Below are 20,628 nucleotides of genomic sequence, written 5' to 3'. Positions count from 1 at the left end.
ATGGACCCCCGACAAGAACTCGTCGACTATCTGACCCGCCAGCTGGTCGGACCGGCTCACGGCGAGGACGAAGTCCTCGACGCGCCGCCCGACCGCCAATACCTCATGGGCACGCTCTACCCCCAGGACGCCGATCTCCAGAGGCAGCTGACGCTGGCAGCCGACGACGCTGACGGCATCGGAACCGAAGGAGCGGCCCTCGACACGGACCCGGCGGACGACCCCGTACCGGAATCCAACGCCTGGCTGCCTTCCTCCCTCGGCCTCAGCTTCTACACGGACAGCGACACCATCGAGATCGGCTGCGGCGGCGCCCATTACCGCACTCTGCGCGCCCAGGGTGACCAGGGGCGCCGCTGGCAGCGGGTCGCGCTGCCGCCGGAGACCCACCGGGTCGGGCCGGACCGCGATGCCGTCGGCGTCCTTGACGGCCGGGCCGAACTCAGGATCCGTCGCCGCCCGCTCGGAGAAGGCCTGTTGGTCACGGTGGCGCTGGTGAACACGGCTCGCACCGAACCGGCACTGGGCCGGCCGGCGCAGTGGGACCGGATGCTGTTCCAGGTGGCGCTCGACGTCCGTCCCTGCGAGGGCCGGGTACTGGAGTACCCCAGCGTCCGGCTGGCCAGCCGGGACCCGGAAGAGCAGGAGCTGCGGCTCCAGTACCGGCACGTGCGGACCCATGCCGTTGGCCACGGCTGCGCGGTCGAGGAGAGCCGCGACGGCGAGGCCGTGACCGGACTGCGCGCGGTGGTCCTGCCGGAGGCTGAGGTGCCCGCGACCCGTGCGGCCGGCCTCAGCGGCACACCCGTACTCAACGTGCTGCACCTCGCCGACCCGGACCTGCCTCTCGCGCAGCTGCGACGGGAGCTGACGGAGTTCACCTCCGACTACCGCCGCTGGTACGAGAAACAGCGCGACACCGCGGTACCCGCCTGGGGCCGGGATGCCGCCGACCGGATCTTGGAGCGCATCGGCGCTGCTGTCGCCCGGATGGAGTCCGGCGTACGCACCCTGTGCGATCCCGGCTGCCCCGAAGTCCTGGAGGCCTTCCGCGCCGCCAACCTCGCCATGGCCCTGCAGATGCGTCACTCCGCACGCGACCAGGCGGGGGAGAGGCGATCCCGGCGCGACTCCGTGTCCGTCGACCCGGCACCTGACCCCGAGGCAGCCTGGCGCCCGTTCCAGCTGGCGTTCTTCCTGCTGGCCCTGGACGGTGTCGCCGACCCCCGCCACCCGGACCGGGGCATGACCGACCTGATCTGGTTCCCCACCGGCGGCGGCAAGACGGAGGCCTACTTGCTGCTCGCCGCCTTCGTGATGGTGCTGCGCCGCCGCGACCCCAAGGGCGGCGGCACCGCGGTACTCAGCCGTTACACCCTCAGTCTGCTGACCACCCAGCAGTTCCAGAGGGCCGCGACCACCGTGTGCGCCCTGGAGACCATGCGCCGAGGCGATCCCGAATGCTACGGCGAGGAGCCGTTCTCGATCGGTCTGTGGGTCGGCGAGGCGACCTCGCCCAACACGTATGAGGCCGCGGCGACGGCAGCCCAGGACGTGAGGTCCGCCGCCCGCCCCGAGGACGTCTTCATCCTCGACCGCTGCCCCTGGTGCGGCACCCGCATCGTGCCCGCCCACCGCTCGGCCGACCACGCCGACTACGGCATCCGGGCCGGTGCCGACTCCTTCGCGTTCTTCTGCCCGCGCGACGCATGTGCATTCCATGACGAGCTGCCGGTCGCCGTGGTCGACCAACAGCTGTACGACCGGCCGCCCACCTTCGTCCTCGGTACCGTCGACAAATTCGCGCGGCTCGCCTGGGAGCCGCGCGCGGGAAGCCTGTTCGGAGCAGGGAGCAGCAGCCTGCCGCCGTCCCTGGTCATCCAGGACGAGCTGCACCTGTTGACCGGTCCGCTCGGTACGACCGTCGGACTGTACGAGGCGGCGATCCTCGGCCTGTGTACGACGGCCGACGGGACGGGCCCCAAGGTAGTCGCCTCCACCGCGACGATCCGCCGCTCCGGCGAACAGGTTCGCGCTCTCTACGGAAGCGACGTACAGCTCTTCCCGCCCGCCGGGCTCGACGCCCGGCACTCCTACTTCGCCGAGCCCGACACTGCACGCCCCGGACGACGCTACCTGGGCATCATGGCTCAAGGACACACCGCCGGCCGTGCTGCAGTGGCCACCGCTGCGGCCATGCTCCAGGGAGCATGGGAACTGCCGGAAGAACACCGGGACTCCTACTGGACCCTCGTCGCCTACCATCACAGCCTTCGCGAACTCGGCCGTACCGTCACCGCAGCGGCCGACGACATTCCCGCCCAGCTCGCCGGCCTGGACGCCGGACCGGGTGCCCGGCAACTCGCCGACCACCAGGTACAGGAGTTGACCAGCAACCTGGCAAGGGCCGAACAGCCCGTGCTGCTGGACCGGCTGGAGAAGCCCTGGACGGATCCGGAAGCCGTATCCTTCCTGCCCTGCACCAACATGCTGTCGGTCGGGGTGGACGTCAAACGGCTCGCGTTGATGCTGATGCAGGGGCAGCCCAAGACCACGGCCGAGTACATCCAGGCCACCAGCAGGGTGGGCCGGCACGGAGTACCCGGACTGGTCGCCACCTTCTTCAATGCCACGCGTCCCAGGGACCGTTCACACTACGAGACCTTCGACCCCTATCACCGGGCCCTCTACCGACACGTCGAACCAACCAGCGTGACACCGTGGTCGGTGCCGGCGCGCCGGCGCGCCCTGCACGCAGCGCTCGTCATCCTCGTACGGCACCGGCTCGGCCTGAGCGCCGAGAACCAGGCGGGGGACCTGCCGGAGCACATCGGTGCGGCGCGGGCGCTGGCCGAACTTCTCGCACGGAAGGCAGGAGCCAGCGATCGGCGCGCGGCGCACGCGGTCCGTACCGAACTCGCAGAGCTGCTCGCCGCTTGGGAGGAGGCGGCCCGCAATGCCAGGCAGGAGGGCAAGGAGCTCTACTACCGCAGTCAGGGCAAGGGACAGCACAACCTGCTGAAGAACTTCGAACAGCACGGGGGGTTGTGGGAGACCCTTCACTCCATGCGCAGCGTGGACCGCGAATGCCAGGTGACGGTGAAGGGAGCCGACCAGTGAACCGCAAGCTGCGAGTCCGTCAGGCCCAAACGGTGCTCCCGTTCGGCGTCGGCTCGGTCTTCGACATCCAGGGCGAGTCCTTCGTCGCGACCGGAATCGGGGACTGGTCGCGACTGCGCCAGCCGGTGGAGTCCCCACGATTGGCCTCCCGGCTCGGCGTGAGCGGATTCTTCGCCGCGCCTGCAACCCTCAACGACCGTTTCGACCGCCCCGACGCGCCTGGCGCACCGTACATCCGTTTCCCGGCCTGGCTGTTCTGTGGGTCGTGCCGCCGCATGGTGCGCTGGCGGATCACAGACGAGAAGCCCGGGACACCTCCGAGCTGCCCGTCCTGCATGCCGGTGCGCCGACTCGCCCCGATGCGGTTCGTCCAGATCTGCGCCGGGGGTCACCTCGGCGACGTGGACTGGTGGTTCTGGGCGCATGCGCGGCTTGACGCCACACAGCGCCAGTCTTGCGGATCGCGCGAGCAGTTGCGCTTCCGTGTCTCGGACCGGGCGACCGGTCTGGAGGCGCTCTCCGTCTCCTGCGCGGCCTCCGGGTGCGGCGCGTCCCGGGACCTGCTGGACGTACTGGGCACTCATGGCATGCGGTGTTCCGGACGGAACCCCTGGCAGAGGGCGCGTGAAGCCGCCGACTGTGCCAAGCCGGTCCAGGTCGTGCAGCGCACCGCCGGCAACCTCTACTACCCGGTGGTCCACTCGGCCCTCTCCCTCCCCGAGGCCGAGGTGCCGGCCCTGGATGGAGCGGCTCTCGCCGTTCGCGTCCGCGAGAGCGACTACTGGGTAGCGCTGTGCAAGGCCGCCGGGACCCCCCGCGGCGAGATCTTCCGGGAGATGGTCAAAGAGGACACGGGGGTGGACGACGACTTGTTGGATGCGCTCGTCGCCGAGGAGACGGGGACGACCACGCCCGCCCAAGGCGGCGGTGCCACCACCGCCACGGCGTTTGCCGCGGGATCCGATCTGCGCCGTGAGGAATGGTCGGCGCTGACGGCCACCGAACCGCCGATGACGCGTGACTTCCTGGTCCGCACTTCCGGGCTCGGGCTGGACGGGGAGACCGTGGAGCCCTGGGCCGCACTGCACCGGCGCGTCGGGCGCATCATCCTCGCCGACCGGCTGCGGGAGGTACGCGCCCTGTCCGGCTTCAGCCGGGTCTCCCCGGATTCCGCGATCGTCCCCGCCGACACCTCTCGCAGGCTGCGCTGGCTGCCCGCGGTGGAGGTCTTCGGTGAAGGGGTTCTGATCGCCCTGGATCCGGCTGCGCTGACCGCTTGGGAGCAGCATGATGCCGTACGGGCCCGGGTGGCGGGTCTGCGAGCCGACTTGGACCGCTCGTTCCAGAAGGACCGGCTCCAGGCCTTGACGGGCTCGGAGCTCTCCCCTCGCTTCGTGCTCCTGCACACTCTCGGACATCTGTTGGTGCGCCAGCTGTCCTTCGAATCGGGCTACACCACGGCCAGCCTGCGCGAGCGCGTCTATGCCCGGCCCGAACACGACCAGTACGGGGTGCTCGTATACACCGCGGCAGGGGACGCCGAGGGCACGCTCGGGGGCCTGGTACAGCAGGGAGAGCAGCCCCGGCTCGCCGAGACGCTGCTGCGGATGGCCGAGGCCGCCGCCTGGTGTTCCGCGGACCCGCTGTGCTCGGAGCACACCGGTCAGGGCTTCGGCAATCTCAACCGCGCCGCCTGCCACGCCTGTGCACTGCTTCCGGAGACCAGCTGCGAGACCGGAAACACCTTGCTGGACCGAGCACTCGTCGTGGGCGGGGGTGGCATTCCCGGCTTCTTCGAGCCGATCGTGGCGGCCGCCCGGGCCGCGGCCACGCAGGAATGAGCGGAACCGTGACTCTGACCTACCTCGACCTCACACCCACTCAGCGCACGCTGCTCGACGGACTGCCCTTCGACGGAAATCACGTGATCGACGGGCCGCCGGGGAGTGGAAAGAGCGTGCTGGCCGTGCAGCGGGCCGTCATGCTAGCCCTCACCGGTACGCCGGCGGTGCTGCTGACTCGCTCCAACCTCCTGCGGCAGTCGCTGGCGCCGATGGTGTCCGCCCTGTGCGCCGGCAGTGCGACCGTCACCGTGGCGACCGCCCATTCCTGGCTCGCCCGGTGGTACGGCCCGGACGCCCCACGCTCCGATGACGGCTGGTACGACTGGCCGGCCTTCTACGAGCGGGCCGCGCTCGCGGAGCCCGGCGGTCCGTTGACGCTGGTGGTCGATGAGGGGCAGGATCTGCCCCCCGCCTTCTACCGCCTGTGCCGGATGCTGGAGGCCCGCACCACAGTCTTCGCCGACGAGTGCCAGAGGTTGACCGAGTCGCACTCGACCCTGTTGGAGATCGCGCAGGGCTTGGGCAAGTGCGCCCCCCACGTACTCGACGCCAACTACCGCAACACCCGGCAGACGGCCGAGCTGGGGGCCAGGTTCCATACAGGTCCCCGTCCACCCGCCCTTCCGGAGCGGGATGGCCCCGTACCCCGATTGCACTCGCTCTCGAACCAGGGAGCGGTGGCGGACCTGCTGATCGGTCTCGCCGCGAGGGGGCCTGGCCGCAGCATCGGCGTGGTGGTGCACTCCACCCAGGCCCAGTTCGAACTCCTCACCCGGCTGGAACGCAAAGCCCCGCGGCTGCGGCCGCAGATGTACACGGCGCAAGCGACAGCGGGCCGGTACCGCACACTCGACTTGTCGCGCCCCGGCATCGTCATCGTCCACCGAGCCAGTGCCAAGGGGCTCCAGTTCGACACGGTCGTGGTGCCTGACACGGAGACCGACGCAGGAACAGATCCCACCTCCGCGGAACTGCGTATGGCCTACTACGTGATGTCCACTCGGGCGCGCCATGACCTGCACTTCGTCTACGCAGGAGAGAGGGAACCGGGGCACCTGAAGGAGATCCCTCGCCACGTTTTGGCGCGCTCGTAAGCTGGCGCAGTTGCACGAGGCGGCCGCAGGCTCGTGCGTGAGTGGGTATGTGCGATCGGGTGGCGATGGCAAGCAGCGAGGGCTGCTCTCACCATGCAGTACTGGACTCGTGGCCTCGGCCAATGGTGGCCCCTTTCGCCCCTTGTGTGAATGGTTCACCACGATCTCCCGCGCAGGGGCCGCTCTCGAGCCGGCATGCGCTCTGCCGTTTTGGTTGCGTTTCGTCCTATGATCGTTACTCCGCGTACGAGGGGGGCTCGGCATGGGGGCAGGCGAGGCGGGATCGCAGCGGGTGCAGGAGGCGCGGCGGCAGGAGCGGTTGCTCCGGGAGCAGTGGCAGGCCGCCCGCCGGCAGGCCTGGAGTGGAAAGCGGTCGGGGAGGGCGAGCAGCGGGTTCTCGCCCAGCTGTTGGTGCTGACGGCGCGCGGGTGGCGGTTGCTCGTCGACCGGCAGTGGTCCGGAACGCCGACCGCGAACGCGGACATGCTGCTGGTGGGACCCGGTGGTGTCTTCGTCATCGACGTCAAAGCCGGAGGCGAGCCGCGGGACGAACACGCGGCCGGGCTGCTCGCCGCCACGAAGGCCGCCGAGAGCGCGGTGGCGTCCCTGGGAATGTCCCCCGTGGCAGTCCAGCCGCTCATGGTGTTCGCCGGGCGGCGCTTCGACGCGGGCCTCGGCCGGATACGGCTCCTGGGTGAACACGAGATCGGTCCCGTGCTGCTGTCGCAGCGGCACAGGCTGCGAGCGGAGTCGGTCCGCGCGATCGCCGATCATCTCGAGCGGGTGTTCCCGGGCCATGTGGGGTCGGCGGTCGAGCAGCAGGCGTCGTCCGTGCCCGAGCGTCACCGACAGAGCACTCCGGACGGGCTGTTCGATCTGGAAGGGCTGCGTGATGCCGCCCTGAAGAGCGCGATGGGGGCGCCGATCGAGCAGTGGATGACCTTCCTCCACCCGGATCAGGTCGCACTGGTGCGCCGCAACTGGTCGGGCCCGGCGCGCATCAGCGGACCGGCGGGTACCGGGAAGACGGTCGTCGCCCTGCACCGTGCGGCCCACCTGGCCAGGCGGACCACCGGCCGCATCCTGTACGTCACCTTCGCCAACAATCTGCCCCGTGTGCAGAGCACCTTCCTCAGGACCATGGCTCCGGCCGTCGCCGACCGAGTGGACTTCCGCAGCCTGCACTCCTGGGCACAGGAGTTCCTGCAGGAGCGGGGCATACCGGTGCGGCTGCACGGGGACAAGGCCGAGACCGCCTTCAGCCTCGCCTGGAAGAACGTCGGCCGTGAAAGCCGACTGGCCGAGCTCGATCCGGCCCCGGCCTACTGGCGCGAGGAGATCGACTACGTCATCAAGGGGCGGGGGCTCACCAGCTTCGAGGAGTACGCGACCGTCCACAGGAGGCGACGGAAGGCGAGCCTGCACCGAACACACCGGCAGTCGGTGTGGGAGCTGTACGAAGCCTACGAATCGCTGCGCGGCGAGCGCGGCGTCCACGACTTCAACGACGTCCTCTCCTTCGCCCTGGCCGAAGCGTCACGCGGGCGCGAACGGCCCCCTTACGCGGCCGTCATCGTGGACGAGGTCCAGGACCTCACCCTTGTCGGAGTGCGCCTCCTGCACGCACTCGTCGGTGACGTGCCCAACGGCCTGCTGCTCGTCGGCGACGGCCAGCAGACCGTGTACCCGGGGGGCTTCCGCCTCACCGACGCGGGCATCGACATCCGCGGTGATCGCGGACAGGTGCTGCGCACCAACTACCGCAACAGCAAGCAGATCCTGGACGCGGCGCTCACCGTCGTGGCCGACGACGCGTTCGAGGACATCGACGGCCTGCGCACTCCGGGCCGCCGCGATGTCGACCTCACCTACCACGAGGGGGACGTCGTACGCGTCACCAGGCCCACGGTGGACGCCCAGGACAGGGAACTCCTGGACGCCTTGCGCTCCCTGCCCGACGGTGCGCTGGCCGACACCGCCCTGCTGTGCCCCTCCATGCGTGCCATCGGGCACTACCAGCGGCTGCTCGCTCAGGCGGGCATCCCGGTGTGCCAGTTGGAGCACTACGACGGCCACGCGGTCGACGCGGTGAAGCTGGGCACCTATCGCCGGGCCAAGGGCCTGGAGTTCAAGAACGTCTTCCTGCCCCAGCACGATGCGGTCTTCGCGAACGGGACGGCGGCCGACACGGCAGGCGGTACGGAGACGTCGCAGACGGCCCGGGAGCGTGCGGAACTGCTGCGCAGCCAGCTCTTCGTGGCCATGACCAGGGCTCGTGACCTGCTCTGGCTCGGCAGCGTCACCCGTGTCTCCGAAGGCGGCACCCGGAGCTGAGAATGGGGGGATTCCCAGGAAAAAGGACCAGTTGATGCACCCGTTCTCGTATGTACCCGCCCAGGACCCGCTGTTCGGAGCGGTCGATGTCGAACTCGATCACGAGGGCGGGAGTCTCGTCGTGGACGGGGAGGGGATTTCGCGGGTCGAGGTGGGGCGGGCTGCCGGTGCGGCGGTGGAGAGCCATGTGCCGATCGGGACGCGGGACCCGGATTGCCTGTCGATGACCGTCGACGGGGCGCGGGTCTCGTTGCGGCCCGCCAAGGGGTTCCTGACGCGGAAGTCCTACCGGGTGGATGTCGGGGAGTACCGGCTGGTCCCCGACTCGCTCGACGGGAGCGGGCTGCTCCGGGGCGGAGCGGTCCTCGGGGTCTTCTCGTCGAGCGGGGACGGCCGGGTGTCCGTCGAGTGGAAGGGCGAACCGAGTGCCGAGGACGCGGCCGTCGGGTACGCGCTCGCCGCGGCGTTCGGGACGGGTGCCGAGCCGATGTGGAAGCTCACCCTGGACGCACTGCTGGAGCTGTGGCCGTAAGTCCCGCGTCGCACCGTTTTCGATCAATGCGCGGAGGCGGGTGTCTTTGTCCTGTCGACAGGACGGGACGGGCGACACCCGCGCCGGGGCCCGACGGGAGGGAGGCGCACCCGTCCGGTCCGGCTTGACCGTGCCCCTGTGCAGCTGCCCGCACGTGGTGCCGCGTGGTGCCGGAGTGGCGCGACCATCCGGGGATGGCGCCATGTGGCTCAGGTTGGCGCGACGATGATGCCAAGCCTGACCTGCGGTTTTGTCGGTGGTGGCAGATGTGGTGCCAGATTGGCTCGACATGGCGCCACGCGTGTGTCATGCTGTGGGACATGGACCTCACGCCCTATGTCGCCAGTCTTCGGCACGAGCTCGCGGTGGCCGCCGAAGCGGGTGGCGACGATGCTCGCGCTCTCGCCGAGCGCATCACCGCACCGCTAGAGTCGGCAGCCAGACTCACCCTCCTGAACGCCCTGTCGGACGCCATGGGTGAGGTCACCCGGGAGCTCGCCCCGGGCTCGGTGGACGTACGGCTGCGCGGGCTCGAGCCCGAGTTCGTCGTGACCGCGCCGCCGCGGGACGAGCCCTTCGCGGCGCAGGGTTTCGAGGAAGCGCACGCGCTGCCCGCCGTGCCGCCCGTGCCGGAAGGAGAGGACAGCAGTACCGCACGTATCAATCTCCGACTCCCCGGCCACGTCAAGACGCGTGCGGAGCAGGCGGCCGCGCGGGAGGGGCTGTCGCTCAACGCATGGCTCGTCAGGGCCGTTTCGGGTGCGCTCGAGCCCGGCGGCGGGCGGCAGGGTGACGGGCCGGCGCCCCAGCGGGGCAGTGGCAGGAAGAGCTTCACGGGCTGGGTGAGCTAGCCCCCCCGGACACCGTTTCGGCGTGCGAGAGGCCGACCACTCTCGCGTCACATCTTCACGTCCCCGGAGCGGGGGCGACCACCAGACTCACGAGGACGGGACAGCCATGCCTTCTTACGAGACCAAGGGACCCATCACCGCGAACATCCACGTCGAGGTCGGTGTCGCCCGGATCAGTGCCGGGGACCGCACCGACGCGGTGGTCGAGATCCACCCGCGCACCGCCGGGGACAAGGACGACCAGCGCGCCGCCGGCGAGACCAAGGTCGACTTCTCCGACGGCACGCTGACGATCCGTACGCCGAAGGCGCGCGGGCTGTTCTCCGCCCGCGGTTCGGTCCTGGTCGAGGTCTCGCTGCCGCAGGGCTCGCGGCTCCTCGGGACGCTGGAGATGGGTGACATCACCTGCAAGGGGACGCTGGGCGAGTGCGAGGTCCGCACCAGTGCCGGCGACATCCGGCTCGACCAGGCCGGTCCGGTGCGGCTGAAGACCCAGCACGGGGACGTGCAGCTCGACACGGCGACGGGGGACGTAGACGTGACGACCGGTTCGGGCGAGGTGCGGGTCCGCACGATCGGCGGGGACGCCGACATCAAGAACTCCAACGGCAACACGTGGCTGGACGACGTGGCGGGCGATCTGCGGCTGAAGGTCGCCAATGGAAACATCACCGTCGGCCGGGCGCAAGGGTCGGTGACGTCAAAGAGCTCGAATGGCAACGTACGCATCGAGGAAGTGGCGCGCGGCACGGTCGAGCTCCAGACTAAGGCCGGCAACCTCGAAGTCGGGATTCGCCAGGGGACTGCCGCCTGGCTCGACATCAACTCCCAGTCCGGGACGGTCTACAGCACCCTCGGATCCGCCGAAGGCCCCACGGAGGGCGCGGAGACCGTCAAGGTGCACGCGAGGACCAGCCTCGGGGACATCACCATCCAGCGTGCGCACGGCGCCTGACGTCAGAGCTCTGCCTCGCAACAGCTACGAAATGGAGGGGGCACGATGAGTGCCGCGACCGAACAGATGGCCCCGCCCAAGGGGATCAGCGCAGTCGGCCTGCGCAAGTCGTACGGCGAGAAGGTCGTACTCGACGGGATTGACCTCCAGGTCCGGGCGGGAACGATCTTCGCGCTGCTCGGCCCCAACGGAGCCGGGAAGACCACCACGGTCCAGATCCTCTCGACGCTCATCGCCGCCGATGCCGGCGAGGCGACCGTGGTGGGGCACTCGCTGCAGCGGGACGCGGAAGCGATCCGCGGCGAGATCGGTGTCACCGGTCAGTTCGCGGCGGTGGACGGCCTGCTGACCGCCGAGGAGAACATGCTCCTCATGGCGGACCTGCACCACCTGGACCGGGCGGAGGGCAAGCGCCGCACCGCCGACTTACTCCGGCAGTTCGAACTCACCGATGTGGCCGGCAAGATGGCCTCCACTTTCTCGGGAGGCATGCGCCGCAAGCTGGACCTGGCCATGACCCTGGTCGGGAACCCGAGCCTGATCTTCCTGGACGAGCCGACCACCGGCCTCGACCCCCGCAGCCGCCGCACCATGTGGGCGCTCATCCAGCAGCTCACCGCCCAGGGCGTCACCATCTTCCTCACCACGCAGTACCTGGAAGAGGCAGACCAGCTCGCCGACCGGATCGCCGTCCTCGACAAGGGCAAGATCGTCGCCGAGGGCACCGCGGACGAGCTCAAGCGCCGCATCCCCGGCGGGCACATCCGCCTTCAATTCTCCGACGTGCTCAGCCTGGACGCCGCCTCCCGCCGGCTCGACCTCGACGAGGGCGCCCGCGACGAGGAGAAGCTCACCCTGCAGATCCCGAGCGACGGCAGCATCCCCGCGCTGCGCGCCGTCCTCGACCTGCTGGAGGGCGCCGGTGTCACGGCGGACGCGCTGACCGTCCACACCCCCGACCTGGACGACGTCTTCCTCGCCCTCACCGGTGACGGGTCGCGCCACCACGCGACCACCGTTCCCAGCCCCGCCAACACGGCGCAGGAGGCCCGCCGATGAGCACCACGTACGCGATGCGCGACTCGATGACGATGCTGCGCCGCAACCTCAAGCACGCACAGCGCTACCCCTCGATGACGATCTCGATCGTCGCGATGCCGATCCTGATGCTCCTGCTGTTCGTCTACGTCTTCGGCGGGGCGCTCGGCGCCGGCATCGAACTGCCCGGCGGCGGTACGGGTGACCGCGGCGACTACACCAACTTCGTAGCCCCCGGCATCCTCCTGATGGCGGCCACCGCCGGCGCGGTATCGACCGCCGTGTCGGTCTGCACGGACATGACCGAAGGCATCATCAACCGCTTCCGGACCATGTCGATCTCACGCTCCTCGGTGCTGACCGGGCACGTGGTGGGCAATGTCATCCAGACCATGATCAGCCTGGTCCTGGTCATCGGTGTCGCGCTCCTGGTGGGCTTCCGGCCCAACGCCACCGTCGTCGAGTGGCTCGCCGCCCTCGGCATCCTGGCCCTGCTCGCCTTCGGCCTCAGCTGGCTGTCCGCGGCGATCGGTCTGGGCTCCAGCAGCGTGGAGGCGGCGAGCAACGCGCCCATGCCGCTGACCTTCCTGCCCTTCCTCGGCAGCGCCATCGTCCCGCCGGAGTCCATGCCGGTCGGACTGCGCTGGTTCGCCGAGTACCAGCCCTTCACCCCGATGACCGACACCCTCCGGGGCCTGCTCATGGGTACGGAGATCGGCAACAGCGCGTGGCTCGCGCTCGGTTGGGGCGTCGTCCTCAGCGTCCTCGGCTACCTGTGGGCCCGTTCCGCCTTCAGCCGCGAGGCGAAGAGCTAACCGCCCCACCGCACCACGCGAGAACCCGAACGGGGCTGCCCGGCCGAAAGGCCGGGCAGCCCCGTTCTTCGTGCTCCCGCTGTCCCGTCGACGGGACAGCGGGACGGCGGGAGCGCAAAGAACGGGGCGTGATGGCCGAAAACGCAAGGAAGAATCGCTCACCAGTACCCGTCCGGCAGGGCTGTGCGGGAATTCCTTGCCTCGCCGGAGGGCCACTCCTACGATCAATTGCGGAAGTGCGGGAAATAGGCCGTGACCGATCCGGCCCGCTGCACCAGCGCACCCGGTACTGCATTCCAATTCTTGCGTTCTGCTTTCCGCTTCCATCGAAATCTGCAGAGGGGTCATGGTCATACACACGCGCAGCCACGCAACGGAAACCGCCGCGGGACTGGTCGTCGAAAGTCCCTTCATATGGCGGGCGCGGCGGCCCGGACACCGCCATCAGTTGGTCTGCTTCCCGCAGGCGGGTGGCGGCGCGGGAGCCTTCGCCGGCTGGGTGCAGGAACTCCCGGCCGACATCGAGGTGGTCGCGGTGCAGCTGCCCGGCCGGCAGAACCGCATCATGGAGGACCCCGCCACCGAGGTCGGCCCGCTCGTCCGGGCCCTGGTGCAGGCCCTGCGCCCCGTCCTGGACGGCCCGTTCTCCTTCTTCGGCCACTCCTGCGGGGCCCTGCTGGCCTTCGAGCTGGCGCTGGCGCTCCAGTCGCGCGGCGGCCCCCGGCCGGCCCACCTGTTCCTCTCCGGCCAGGCCTCGCCCGAGCCCTTCCGCAACCGGCCCCAGCTGCACGGACTGTCCGACGAGGAGTTCCGCGCCGAGGTGCTGCGGCTCGGCGGCTTCGACGAGGAGCTCGCCGACGACGAGGACGCCCTGGAGGCCCTGCTGCCGTCCGTGATGGACGACTTCTCCCTCTGGGAGCAGCACGCCATGCCCGTCGACGCGCGGCTGGACGTGCCCATCACCGCACTGGTCGGCGAGTCCGACAGCCGGGCGCCGCTGAACGAGATGGAGACCTGGGGCGCGCACACGGACACCGCCTTCGACCTGCGTGTCTACCCCAGCGGGCATTTCTATCTCTTCGAGCCCGGACTGAGCGCCGAGCTCCTCGAATTCATCGCCGGTACGGTGCTGGAGCCCTAAGCTCCCCATCGGGTCGCATCACGGGCGGTGCGGTTATCCGCGGGCAATTCCTGTGTGGCAGCTTTTTCGGGCTTGCCGCACCGCCCGCCGGCTGAGATCAATGAGAAATCAAACCCACGAGATTCCGGTCTTCATGTCCAACCATTGGGGGATGGTCGCTTTGTGCTCGTTCCATGACACGGCGGTGCCGGTGGCGACGATTCCTGAGATGTTCGAGAAGCAGGTCGTCGCCGCGCCGGACGCCGTCGCGCTGGTCTTCGGCGAAACCTCGCTGACCTACCGCGAGGTCGACGCGCGGGCCAACCGCCTCGCCCGGGTCCTGGTCGGACGCGGAGTCGGACCGGAGTCGGTCGTGGGCGTGGCCGCGCAGCGGTCGCCGGAGCTGTGGGTGGCCGTCCTCGCGGTGCTCAAGGCGGGCGGCGCGTACCTGCCGATGGACGCCGCGTACCCCGCCGACCGCCTGGCGTACGTGGTCGAGGACTCCGGCGCCCGCCTGGTCCTGGCGGACACCGTCACCGGCGCCCTGCTGCCCGAACTACCCGCCCCCGTCCTGCTGCTGGACGCCCCCGAGACCGCGGCGGCGGTCTCCGCCGAAGGGGCAGGCCCGCTGACCGACGCGGACCGGATCCGCCCGCAGCGGGTGGCGCAGACCGCGTACGTCATCTACACCTCGGGCTCCACCGGCCGCCCCAAGGGCGTCGCCGTCACCCACAACGGCCTCGCCCCGCTGCTCGCCACGCACGTCGAGCGGCTCGGGGTGACCCCCGCGAGCAGGGTGCTGCAGTTCGCCTCGCCGAGCTTCGACGCCTCGGTGTGGGAGATGTGCATGGGCCTGCTGTCCGGCGCCGCCTTCGTGCTGGCCGACAAGGAGGCGCTGGCCCCCGGTGACCCCCTGGCCGACACCATCGCCCGGCACGGCGTGACCCATGTGACGCTGCCGCCCCCGGTGCTCGCCGCGCTCCCGGCCGGGGCCATGGCCTGCGTCGAGACCCTCGTCGTCGCCGGTGACGCCACCACCCCCGAGCTGGTCGCCACCTGGTCGGCCGGCCGCCGCATGATCAACGCGTACGGGCCCACGGAGACGACCGTGTGCGCCACGATGAGCGCGCCGCTGGCCGGCGACGGCCGCGTACCGCCGATCGGACGCTCGATCACCGACACCGGCGTGCACGTCCTGGACGACGTGCTCCGCCCGGTCGGCGCCGGCGTGATCGGCGAACTGTACGTCTCCGGCGCCTCGCTGGCCCGCGGCTACCTGGGCCGCCCCGACCTGTCCGCCCAGCGTTTCGTGGCCTGCCCCTTCGGCGGGCCCGGAGCCCGGATGTACCGCACCGGCGACCTCGTGGAGCGGACCCCGGAGGGCGAACTCGTCTTCCACGGGCGCGTCGACACCCAGGTCAAGATTCGCGGCATCCGGATCGAGCCGCTCGAGATCGAGGCGGTGCTCAGTGGCCACCCCGGCGTGGCGGACACCGCGGTCCTCCCGTACGAGCGGCGCGGCAGCCGCCAGCTGGTGGCGTACGTCGTCCCCGCGGCCTCCGGCCGTCCCGGCCAGGCGGGTCCGCAGGGCAGCGCCTACGGCAGCATCGCCCTCGACTCCGGCTTCGGCGCCGGCGAGCTGCGCGCCTTCGCCGCCGAGCACCTGCCCGACCACATGGTCCCCGCGGCCTTCGTGCTGCTGGACCGGCTGCCCCTGACCCCGAACGGCAAGCTCGACAAGGCCCGCCTGCCGGAACCCGAGTTCAAGGGCGAGGCCTACCGGGCCCCGGGCACCCCGCAGGAAGAGATCCTCGCCGACCTCTTCGCCAAGGCGCTGGGCGTGGGCCAGGTCGGCGTCGACGACGACTTCTTCACCATCGGCGGCGACAGCATCCAGTCGTTGCAGGTCGTGTCCTGGGCCCGGGCCCGCGGCCTGGTCGTCACCGCCCGCCAGGTCTTCGAGCGGCGGACCGTCGCCCGCCTCGCCGAGACCGCCGTCGCGAACGGGGAGGGCGCCCACACCGGCCCCGTCCTGGAGGAGTTCCAGGGCGGCGGCACCGGATGGATGCCGCTGCTGCCCGTCGCCCGCTGGATCCGCGAGTGGGGCCCCGGCTTCGACCGTTTCCTGCAGGCCATGGTGCTGGAGCTGCCCGAGGGCATCGACCGGGCCGGCCTGGCCGCCACCCTGACGGCCGTGGTCGACCGCCACGACCTGCTGCGCTCCCGCCTCGTCGCCGACGCCGAGGGCGAGGGCGATGGTGAGGCCGACGGACTGGTGGTCGCGCCCGCCGGTTCCGTGGACGTGGAACCGCTGCTGCACCGGGTCGCGTGCGACGGCCGCTGGGACGCCGAGTTCTGGCGGGGCCTGCTGCTCGGGGAGCTGGAGGAGGCCGCGCAGCGGCTGGACCCGGCGGCGGGCGTGGTCGCCCGGTTCGTCTGGTTCGACGCGTCCGGCAGCGAGGATGCCGAGGATGACGAGGGTGCCGAGAGCGCCGAGAGCGCCGAGAGCGCCGAGAGTGCCGTGGGCGCCGAGCGCGGTGGCACCGGACGGCTCCTGCTCGTCCTCCACCACCTGATCGTGGACGGCGTGTCCTGGCGCATCCTGCTGCCCGACCTCGCCTCCGCCTGGCAGCAGGTCCGCGAGGGCCGCACCCCCGAACTGCCGCCCGTGGCCACCTCGATGCGCCGGTGGGCGCACGCCATGGCCGACGAGGCCCTGCGCCCCGAACGGGTCGCGGAGCTGGACCTGTGGCGCTCGATCGTCGAGGGTCCCGACCCGCTGCTCGGCACCCGCCGCCTGGACCCGGCCGTCGACGTACGGTCCTCCGTCCGCGTCACCCACGTCCAGCTCCCGGTCCCCGTCACCGAGGCGGTGCTGAGCGACCTGCCCGCGGCCTTCCACGGCGGGGTCAACGACGGACTGCTGGCCGCGCTGGCCCTGGCGCTCGCGCAGTGGCGGCGTACCCGCTCCGTCGGCGAGACCTCCGCGCTGATCCGCCTCGAAGGACACGGCCGCGAGGAGGCCGCCGCCCCCGGCGCGAGCCTCGCCCGCACGCTTGGCTGGTTCACCAGCGCCTTCCCGGTGCGCCTCGACCTCGCCGGGGTGGACCTCGACGAGGCCTTCGCGGGCGGACCGGCCGCCGGCCTGGCCGTCAAGAAGGTCAAGGAGCAGCTCCTCTCCCTGCCCGACAAGGGCATCGGCTACGGCCTGCTGCGCCACCTGAACCCGCAGACCGCCGCCCAGCTGGCCGAACACCCCCTCGGGCAGGTGGGCTTCAACTACCTGGGCCGCTTCGCCGCCGGCGCCGACCGGCCCGGCGAACAGGGCGGGGCGGGCTTCACCCCGGCCCCCGAGGCGGCGGCCATCGCCGAACTGGCCGAGCTCGACGCCGCCCAGGACCCGCGGATGCCGGCCTCCGCAGAACTCGACATCAACGCCTCGGTCAGCGACCAGCCCGCCGGCCCGGTCCTGAACGCCGCCTTCAGCGCCCCCGAGGGAGTGCTCACCCCGGCGGAGGTACGGGAGATCGCCGACCTGTGGTGCGAGGCCCTCGAGGGCCTCGCGCGGCATGCGGCCCGGCCCGGCGCCGGCGGTCTGACCCCCTCGGACCTGCCGCTGGTGACCGCGAGCCAGCGCGACATCGACGGCTGGGAGCGGCGCTTCCCGGGCCTCACCGACGTCTGGCCCACCACCCCCCTCCAGTCGGGCCTGCTGTTCCACTCGATCTTCGAGGACTCCTCCTTCGACGCCTACCAGGTGCAGTACGCCCTGCACCTGTCCGGGAGGGTGGACGCCGGCCGGCTGCGCGCCGCCGGACAGTCGCTGCTGGAGCGGCACTCCAGTCTGCGGACCGCCTTCGTGCACAACGCGTACGGGGACCTGGTCCAGCTCGTCCTGGACTCCGTCACCCTGCCCTGGCAGGACCTCGACCTGTCCGGGCTCGGCGAGGCGGAGCGCACGGAGGCCTTCGAGCGGTTCCTCGCCGAGGACCTGACCAGGCACTTCGACCAGATCGCGCCGCCGATGCTGCGCATGACGCTGATCCGGACCGGCGAGGAGACGTACGAGCTCGTCCTGACCGCCCACCACGTGCTGTTCGACGGCTGGTCGGTGCCCCTGCTGATGCAGGACCTGCTCACCTTCTACGGATCGGCCGGGCAGGCCACCGGGCTGGAACCCGCCCGCGACTACCGGGACTTCCTGGCCTGGCTCTCCCGCCAGGACCCCGAGGAGTCCGCCCGCGTCTGGCGCGAGGAGCTCAGCGGACTGGGGGAGCCGACGCTGCTCGCCCCGGTGGTGTCCACCCCGGCCGCCGGGGCCGCCGAGTCGGCCGGGGCAGCCGGATCCGCCGCGTCCGCAGCGTCCGCCGAATCCGCCGAGGACATCGCCATGCGGCAGGCCGAGGTGCCGCTGCCCGTCGAGGCCTCCCGCGAGCTGTTCCGGCGCGCCTCCGATCTCGGCGTCACCCTGAACACGGTGGTCCAGGGCGCCTGGGCGATCCTGCTGGCCCAGCTCACGGGCCGCCAGGACGTGGTGTTCGCCTCCACGGTCGCCGGCCGTCCGCCCGCCGTGCCCGGCGCCGACTCCACCGTCGGCATGTTCCTCAACACCCTGCCCGTCCGGGTGCGGTGCGCCCCCGCGGACACCCTCGCCGAGCTGCTGACCACGGTGCAGGGCCGGCAGGCCGCGCTGATGGACCACCACCACTTCGGCCTGAGCGAGATCCAGCAGGCCGCCGGAATGGACGCCCTCTTCGACACGATCGTCGGCTTCGAGTCCTTCCCGATGGACCGGGCCGGCATCGTCGAAGCCAGCCGCGCGGCCGGGATCTCGATCACCGGCATCCGCTCCTTCACCGCCAGCCACTACCCGGTGACGGTGCTCGCCTTCATCGAGCCCGACCGGCTGCGCCTGGCGGTGCAGTACCAGCGCACCGTGCTCGACCCCGCCGTGGCCGAGTCCGTCGCCGCCCGGTTCGCCGCGATCCTGCGGCAGCTGGCCGAGGACACCGGCCGCCGGGTGGGAGCCGTGGACGTACTGGAGCCCGCCGAGCGGGACCGGCTGCTGAACGGGCTCGGCGCGGGCCCGCGGACCACCGGCGCGGACGCCGGCGGGACGACCGTGCCGGAGCTGTTCGAGCGGCAGGCGGCCGCCACCCCCGAGGCGGTCGCGGTGGTCTCGGGCACGGCGTCCCTGACCTACCGGGAGCTCGACGAGCGGGCGAACCGGCTGGCACACGGCCTGATCGCCCGCGGGGCCGGTCCGGAGACCCCGGTGGCCCTGGCCCTGCCCCGGTCGGCGGACCTGGTGGTCGCGCTGCTCGGCGTACTGAAGTCCGGCGCCGCCGCCCTGCCTCTCGACCCGCGCCACCCGGCCGGCCGCCTCGCGCGCGTCCTGGCCGACGCGCGGCCGCTGCTCGTGCTCACCGATCCGGACACGGCGGCCCCGGCGGACACCGCGGTCCCCACCGCGCACCTGGACGAACTGGGCTCCGGGGACGGCGCCTCCGCTCCGGCGGCCCCCCTCCGGCGGCCCGACGGGCTCGCGTACCTCTCGTACGCCTGCGGCGGTCCGGGCGGGCCGACCGGGGTGGAGACCACCCACCGGAACGTGGCCGACCGGGTGACGGGGCTGCTCGCGCGGCTCGGCTCCACGGCCGGCCCGCGGCTGCTCGCCGGGCTCCCCGGCGACACCGAACCGCCCCTCCTGGAGATCCTCGCCGCGCTCTGCGGCGGCGGGGGCGTCGAGGTGCTGCCCGATCCGATGGCCCTCGCCGGGCACCGCCTCCTCGGCCCCTCCGCCGCCGGGCGCGGGGCGCTCGCGACCACCCCCTCGGCCTTCGCCGACCTGCTCGACGAGGTGGCCGAGGACCTGCACGCGGACACGATCGTGTTCTCGGGCGAGCCGCTGCCGGCCGCACTGGCGCGGCGGGCGTCCGAGTCCGCCCCGGGGGCCCGGCTGGTCAACCTCCACGGGCACCCCGAGACCGGCTTCGCCACCGCCTTCTCACCGCCGGACGGCGAGGAGCCACCGGGCACCGCGGTCTTCCCCGCCGGGACGCCGCTCGCCGGAGTGCGGGCGTACGTCCTCGGCGCCGGTCTCACACCGGTGCCGCACGGCGCGGTGGGGGAGCTGTACCTCGCGGGCGGCGCGCCGGCCCGCGGCTACCGGGGGCACGGCGGACTGACGGCCGAGCGGTTCGTCGCCGACCCGTACGGGCCGGCCGGCTCGCGGATGTTCCGCACCGGCGACCTGGTCCGCTGGACCGGGGACGACCGGCTGGAGTTCCTCGGGCGCGGCGACACGGAGGCGGCCGTCCGCGGCACGAGGGTCGCGCCCGCCGAGGTCGAGGCCGTCCTGACCGGGCACCCCGGGGTGGCGCAGGCCGCCGTGGCCGTCCGCGGGGGCCACGGGCCGGGCGGGACCGCACAGCTGGTGGGCTACCTCGTACCCGCCGAGCCGTACGGCGCCGAGCCCGGGGCCCACGCCGACGAGGTACGGGCCCACGCCGCGCGGTACCTGCCCGCGGCCCTGGTCCCCGCGGTCCTCGTGACCCTGGAGCGGCTGCCGCTGACGCCCGACGGCCGCCTCGACCGGGCCGCGCTGCCCGAACCCGAACCGGCCGGCCGCCCCTACCGGGCCCCGCGCACTCCCGAGGAGGCGGCCCTCTGCGAGCTGCTGGCGGAGGTGCTCGGTGTGGAACGGGTCGGCATGAACGACGACTTCTTCGAACTGGGGGGCAACTCCCTGCTGGCAACACGGCTCACCAGCCGTATCCGGAAGGTGCTCGGGGTGAGCGTGCCTTTGCGGTCGATCTTCGAGTCTCACGCAATTTCAGAGCTTTCGCGCACGGTCAAGAACGCAGGCACGTCGAGCCGGCCTCGACTGCGCAAGATGGACAGGAGTGGACAGTAAAATGATCCC

Annotated in this window: 11 protein-coding genes; all 11 read left to right on the top strand. The window is 71.6% G+C overall.

Going from position 1 to position 20,628, the window contains the following annotated elements:
- Nucleotides 1-3,120, top strand: coding sequence for a helicase-related protein (locus RIU97_RS10235; protein ID WP_404955419.1), 3,120 nt, complete (start codon nt 1-3; stop codon nt 3,118-3,120).
- Nucleotides 3,117-4,961, top strand: a complete 1,845-nt coding sequence (gene drmB, locus RIU97_RS10230) for a DrmB family protein (protein WP_404955417.1) — start codon at nt 3,117-3,119, stop codon at nt 4,959-4,961. Before RIU97_RS10235 ends, drmB begins: the two co-directional genes overlap by 4 nt.
- 8 nt (nt 4,962-4,969) lie before the next feature.
- Nucleotides 4,970-6,058 carry a DNA helicase gene (locus tag RIU97_RS10225; protein ID WP_404955416.1) on the top strand — a complete coding sequence of 363 codons (1,089 nt, stop codon included), beginning with the start codon at nt 4,970-4,972 and terminating at the stop codon, nt 6,056-6,058.
- Nucleotides 6,059-6,391: 333 nt separating this feature from the next.
- Nucleotides 6,392-8,392: a UvrD-helicase domain-containing protein gene (locus tag RIU97_RS10220; protein WP_404955414.1), complete on the top strand. Its 2,001-nt coding sequence runs from the start codon at nt 6,392-6,394 to the stop codon at nt 8,390-8,392.
- Between the two features lie 34 nt (nt 8,393-8,426).
- Nucleotides 8,427-8,924, top strand: coding sequence for a hypothetical protein (locus RIU97_RS10215; RefSeq protein ID WP_404955412.1), 498 nt, complete (start codon nt 8,427-8,429; stop codon nt 8,922-8,924).
- 320 nt (nt 8,925-9,244) lie between these two features.
- A complete protein-coding gene (locus RIU97_RS10210) occupies nt 9,245-9,775 on the top strand; it encodes a toxin-antitoxin system HicB family antitoxin (protein WP_361754698.1) in 531 nt (176 codons plus the stop codon).
- A 106-nt stretch (nt 9,776-9,881) separates the two neighbouring features.
- On the top strand, nt 9,882-10,730 hold the full coding sequence (locus tag RIU97_RS10205; protein ID WP_404955410.1) for a DUF4097 family beta strand repeat-containing protein: 849 nt from the start codon (nt 9,882-9,884) through the stop codon (nt 10,728-10,730).
- A gap of 45 nt (nt 10,731-10,775) precedes the next feature.
- Complete coding sequence (locus RIU97_RS10200) at nt 10,776-11,789, top strand: ATP-binding cassette domain-containing protein (protein WP_404955408.1); 1,014 nt, start codon at nt 10,776-10,778, stop codon at nt 11,787-11,789.
- A complete protein-coding gene (locus RIU97_RS10195; RefSeq protein WP_404955406.1) occupies nt 11,786-12,583 on the top strand; it encodes an ABC transporter permease in 798 nt (265 codons plus the stop codon). Before RIU97_RS10200 ends, RIU97_RS10195 begins: the two co-directional genes overlap by 4 nt.
- Nucleotides 12,584-12,929: 346 nt before the next feature.
- Nucleotides 12,930-13,724, top strand: coding sequence for a thioesterase II family protein (locus tag RIU97_RS10190; RefSeq protein WP_404955404.1), 795 nt, complete (start codon nt 12,930-12,932; stop codon nt 13,722-13,724).
- A gap of 208 nt (nt 13,725-13,932) precedes the next feature.
- Nucleotides 13,933-20,619, top strand: a complete 6,687-nt coding sequence (locus RIU97_RS10185; RefSeq protein ID WP_404955402.1) for an amino acid adenylation domain-containing protein — start codon at nt 13,933-13,935, stop codon at nt 20,617-20,619.
- Nucleotides 20,620-20,628 lie beyond the last annotated feature (9 nt).

It is taken from the genome of Streptomyces sp. 147326, assembly GCF_045000215.1.
Lineage (GTDB): Bacteria > Actinomycetota > Actinomycetes > Streptomycetales > Streptomycetaceae > Streptomyces.
Note: the sequence above shows the minus strand (reverse complement) of the source record. Positions and strands in the feature narration are given on the sequence as shown.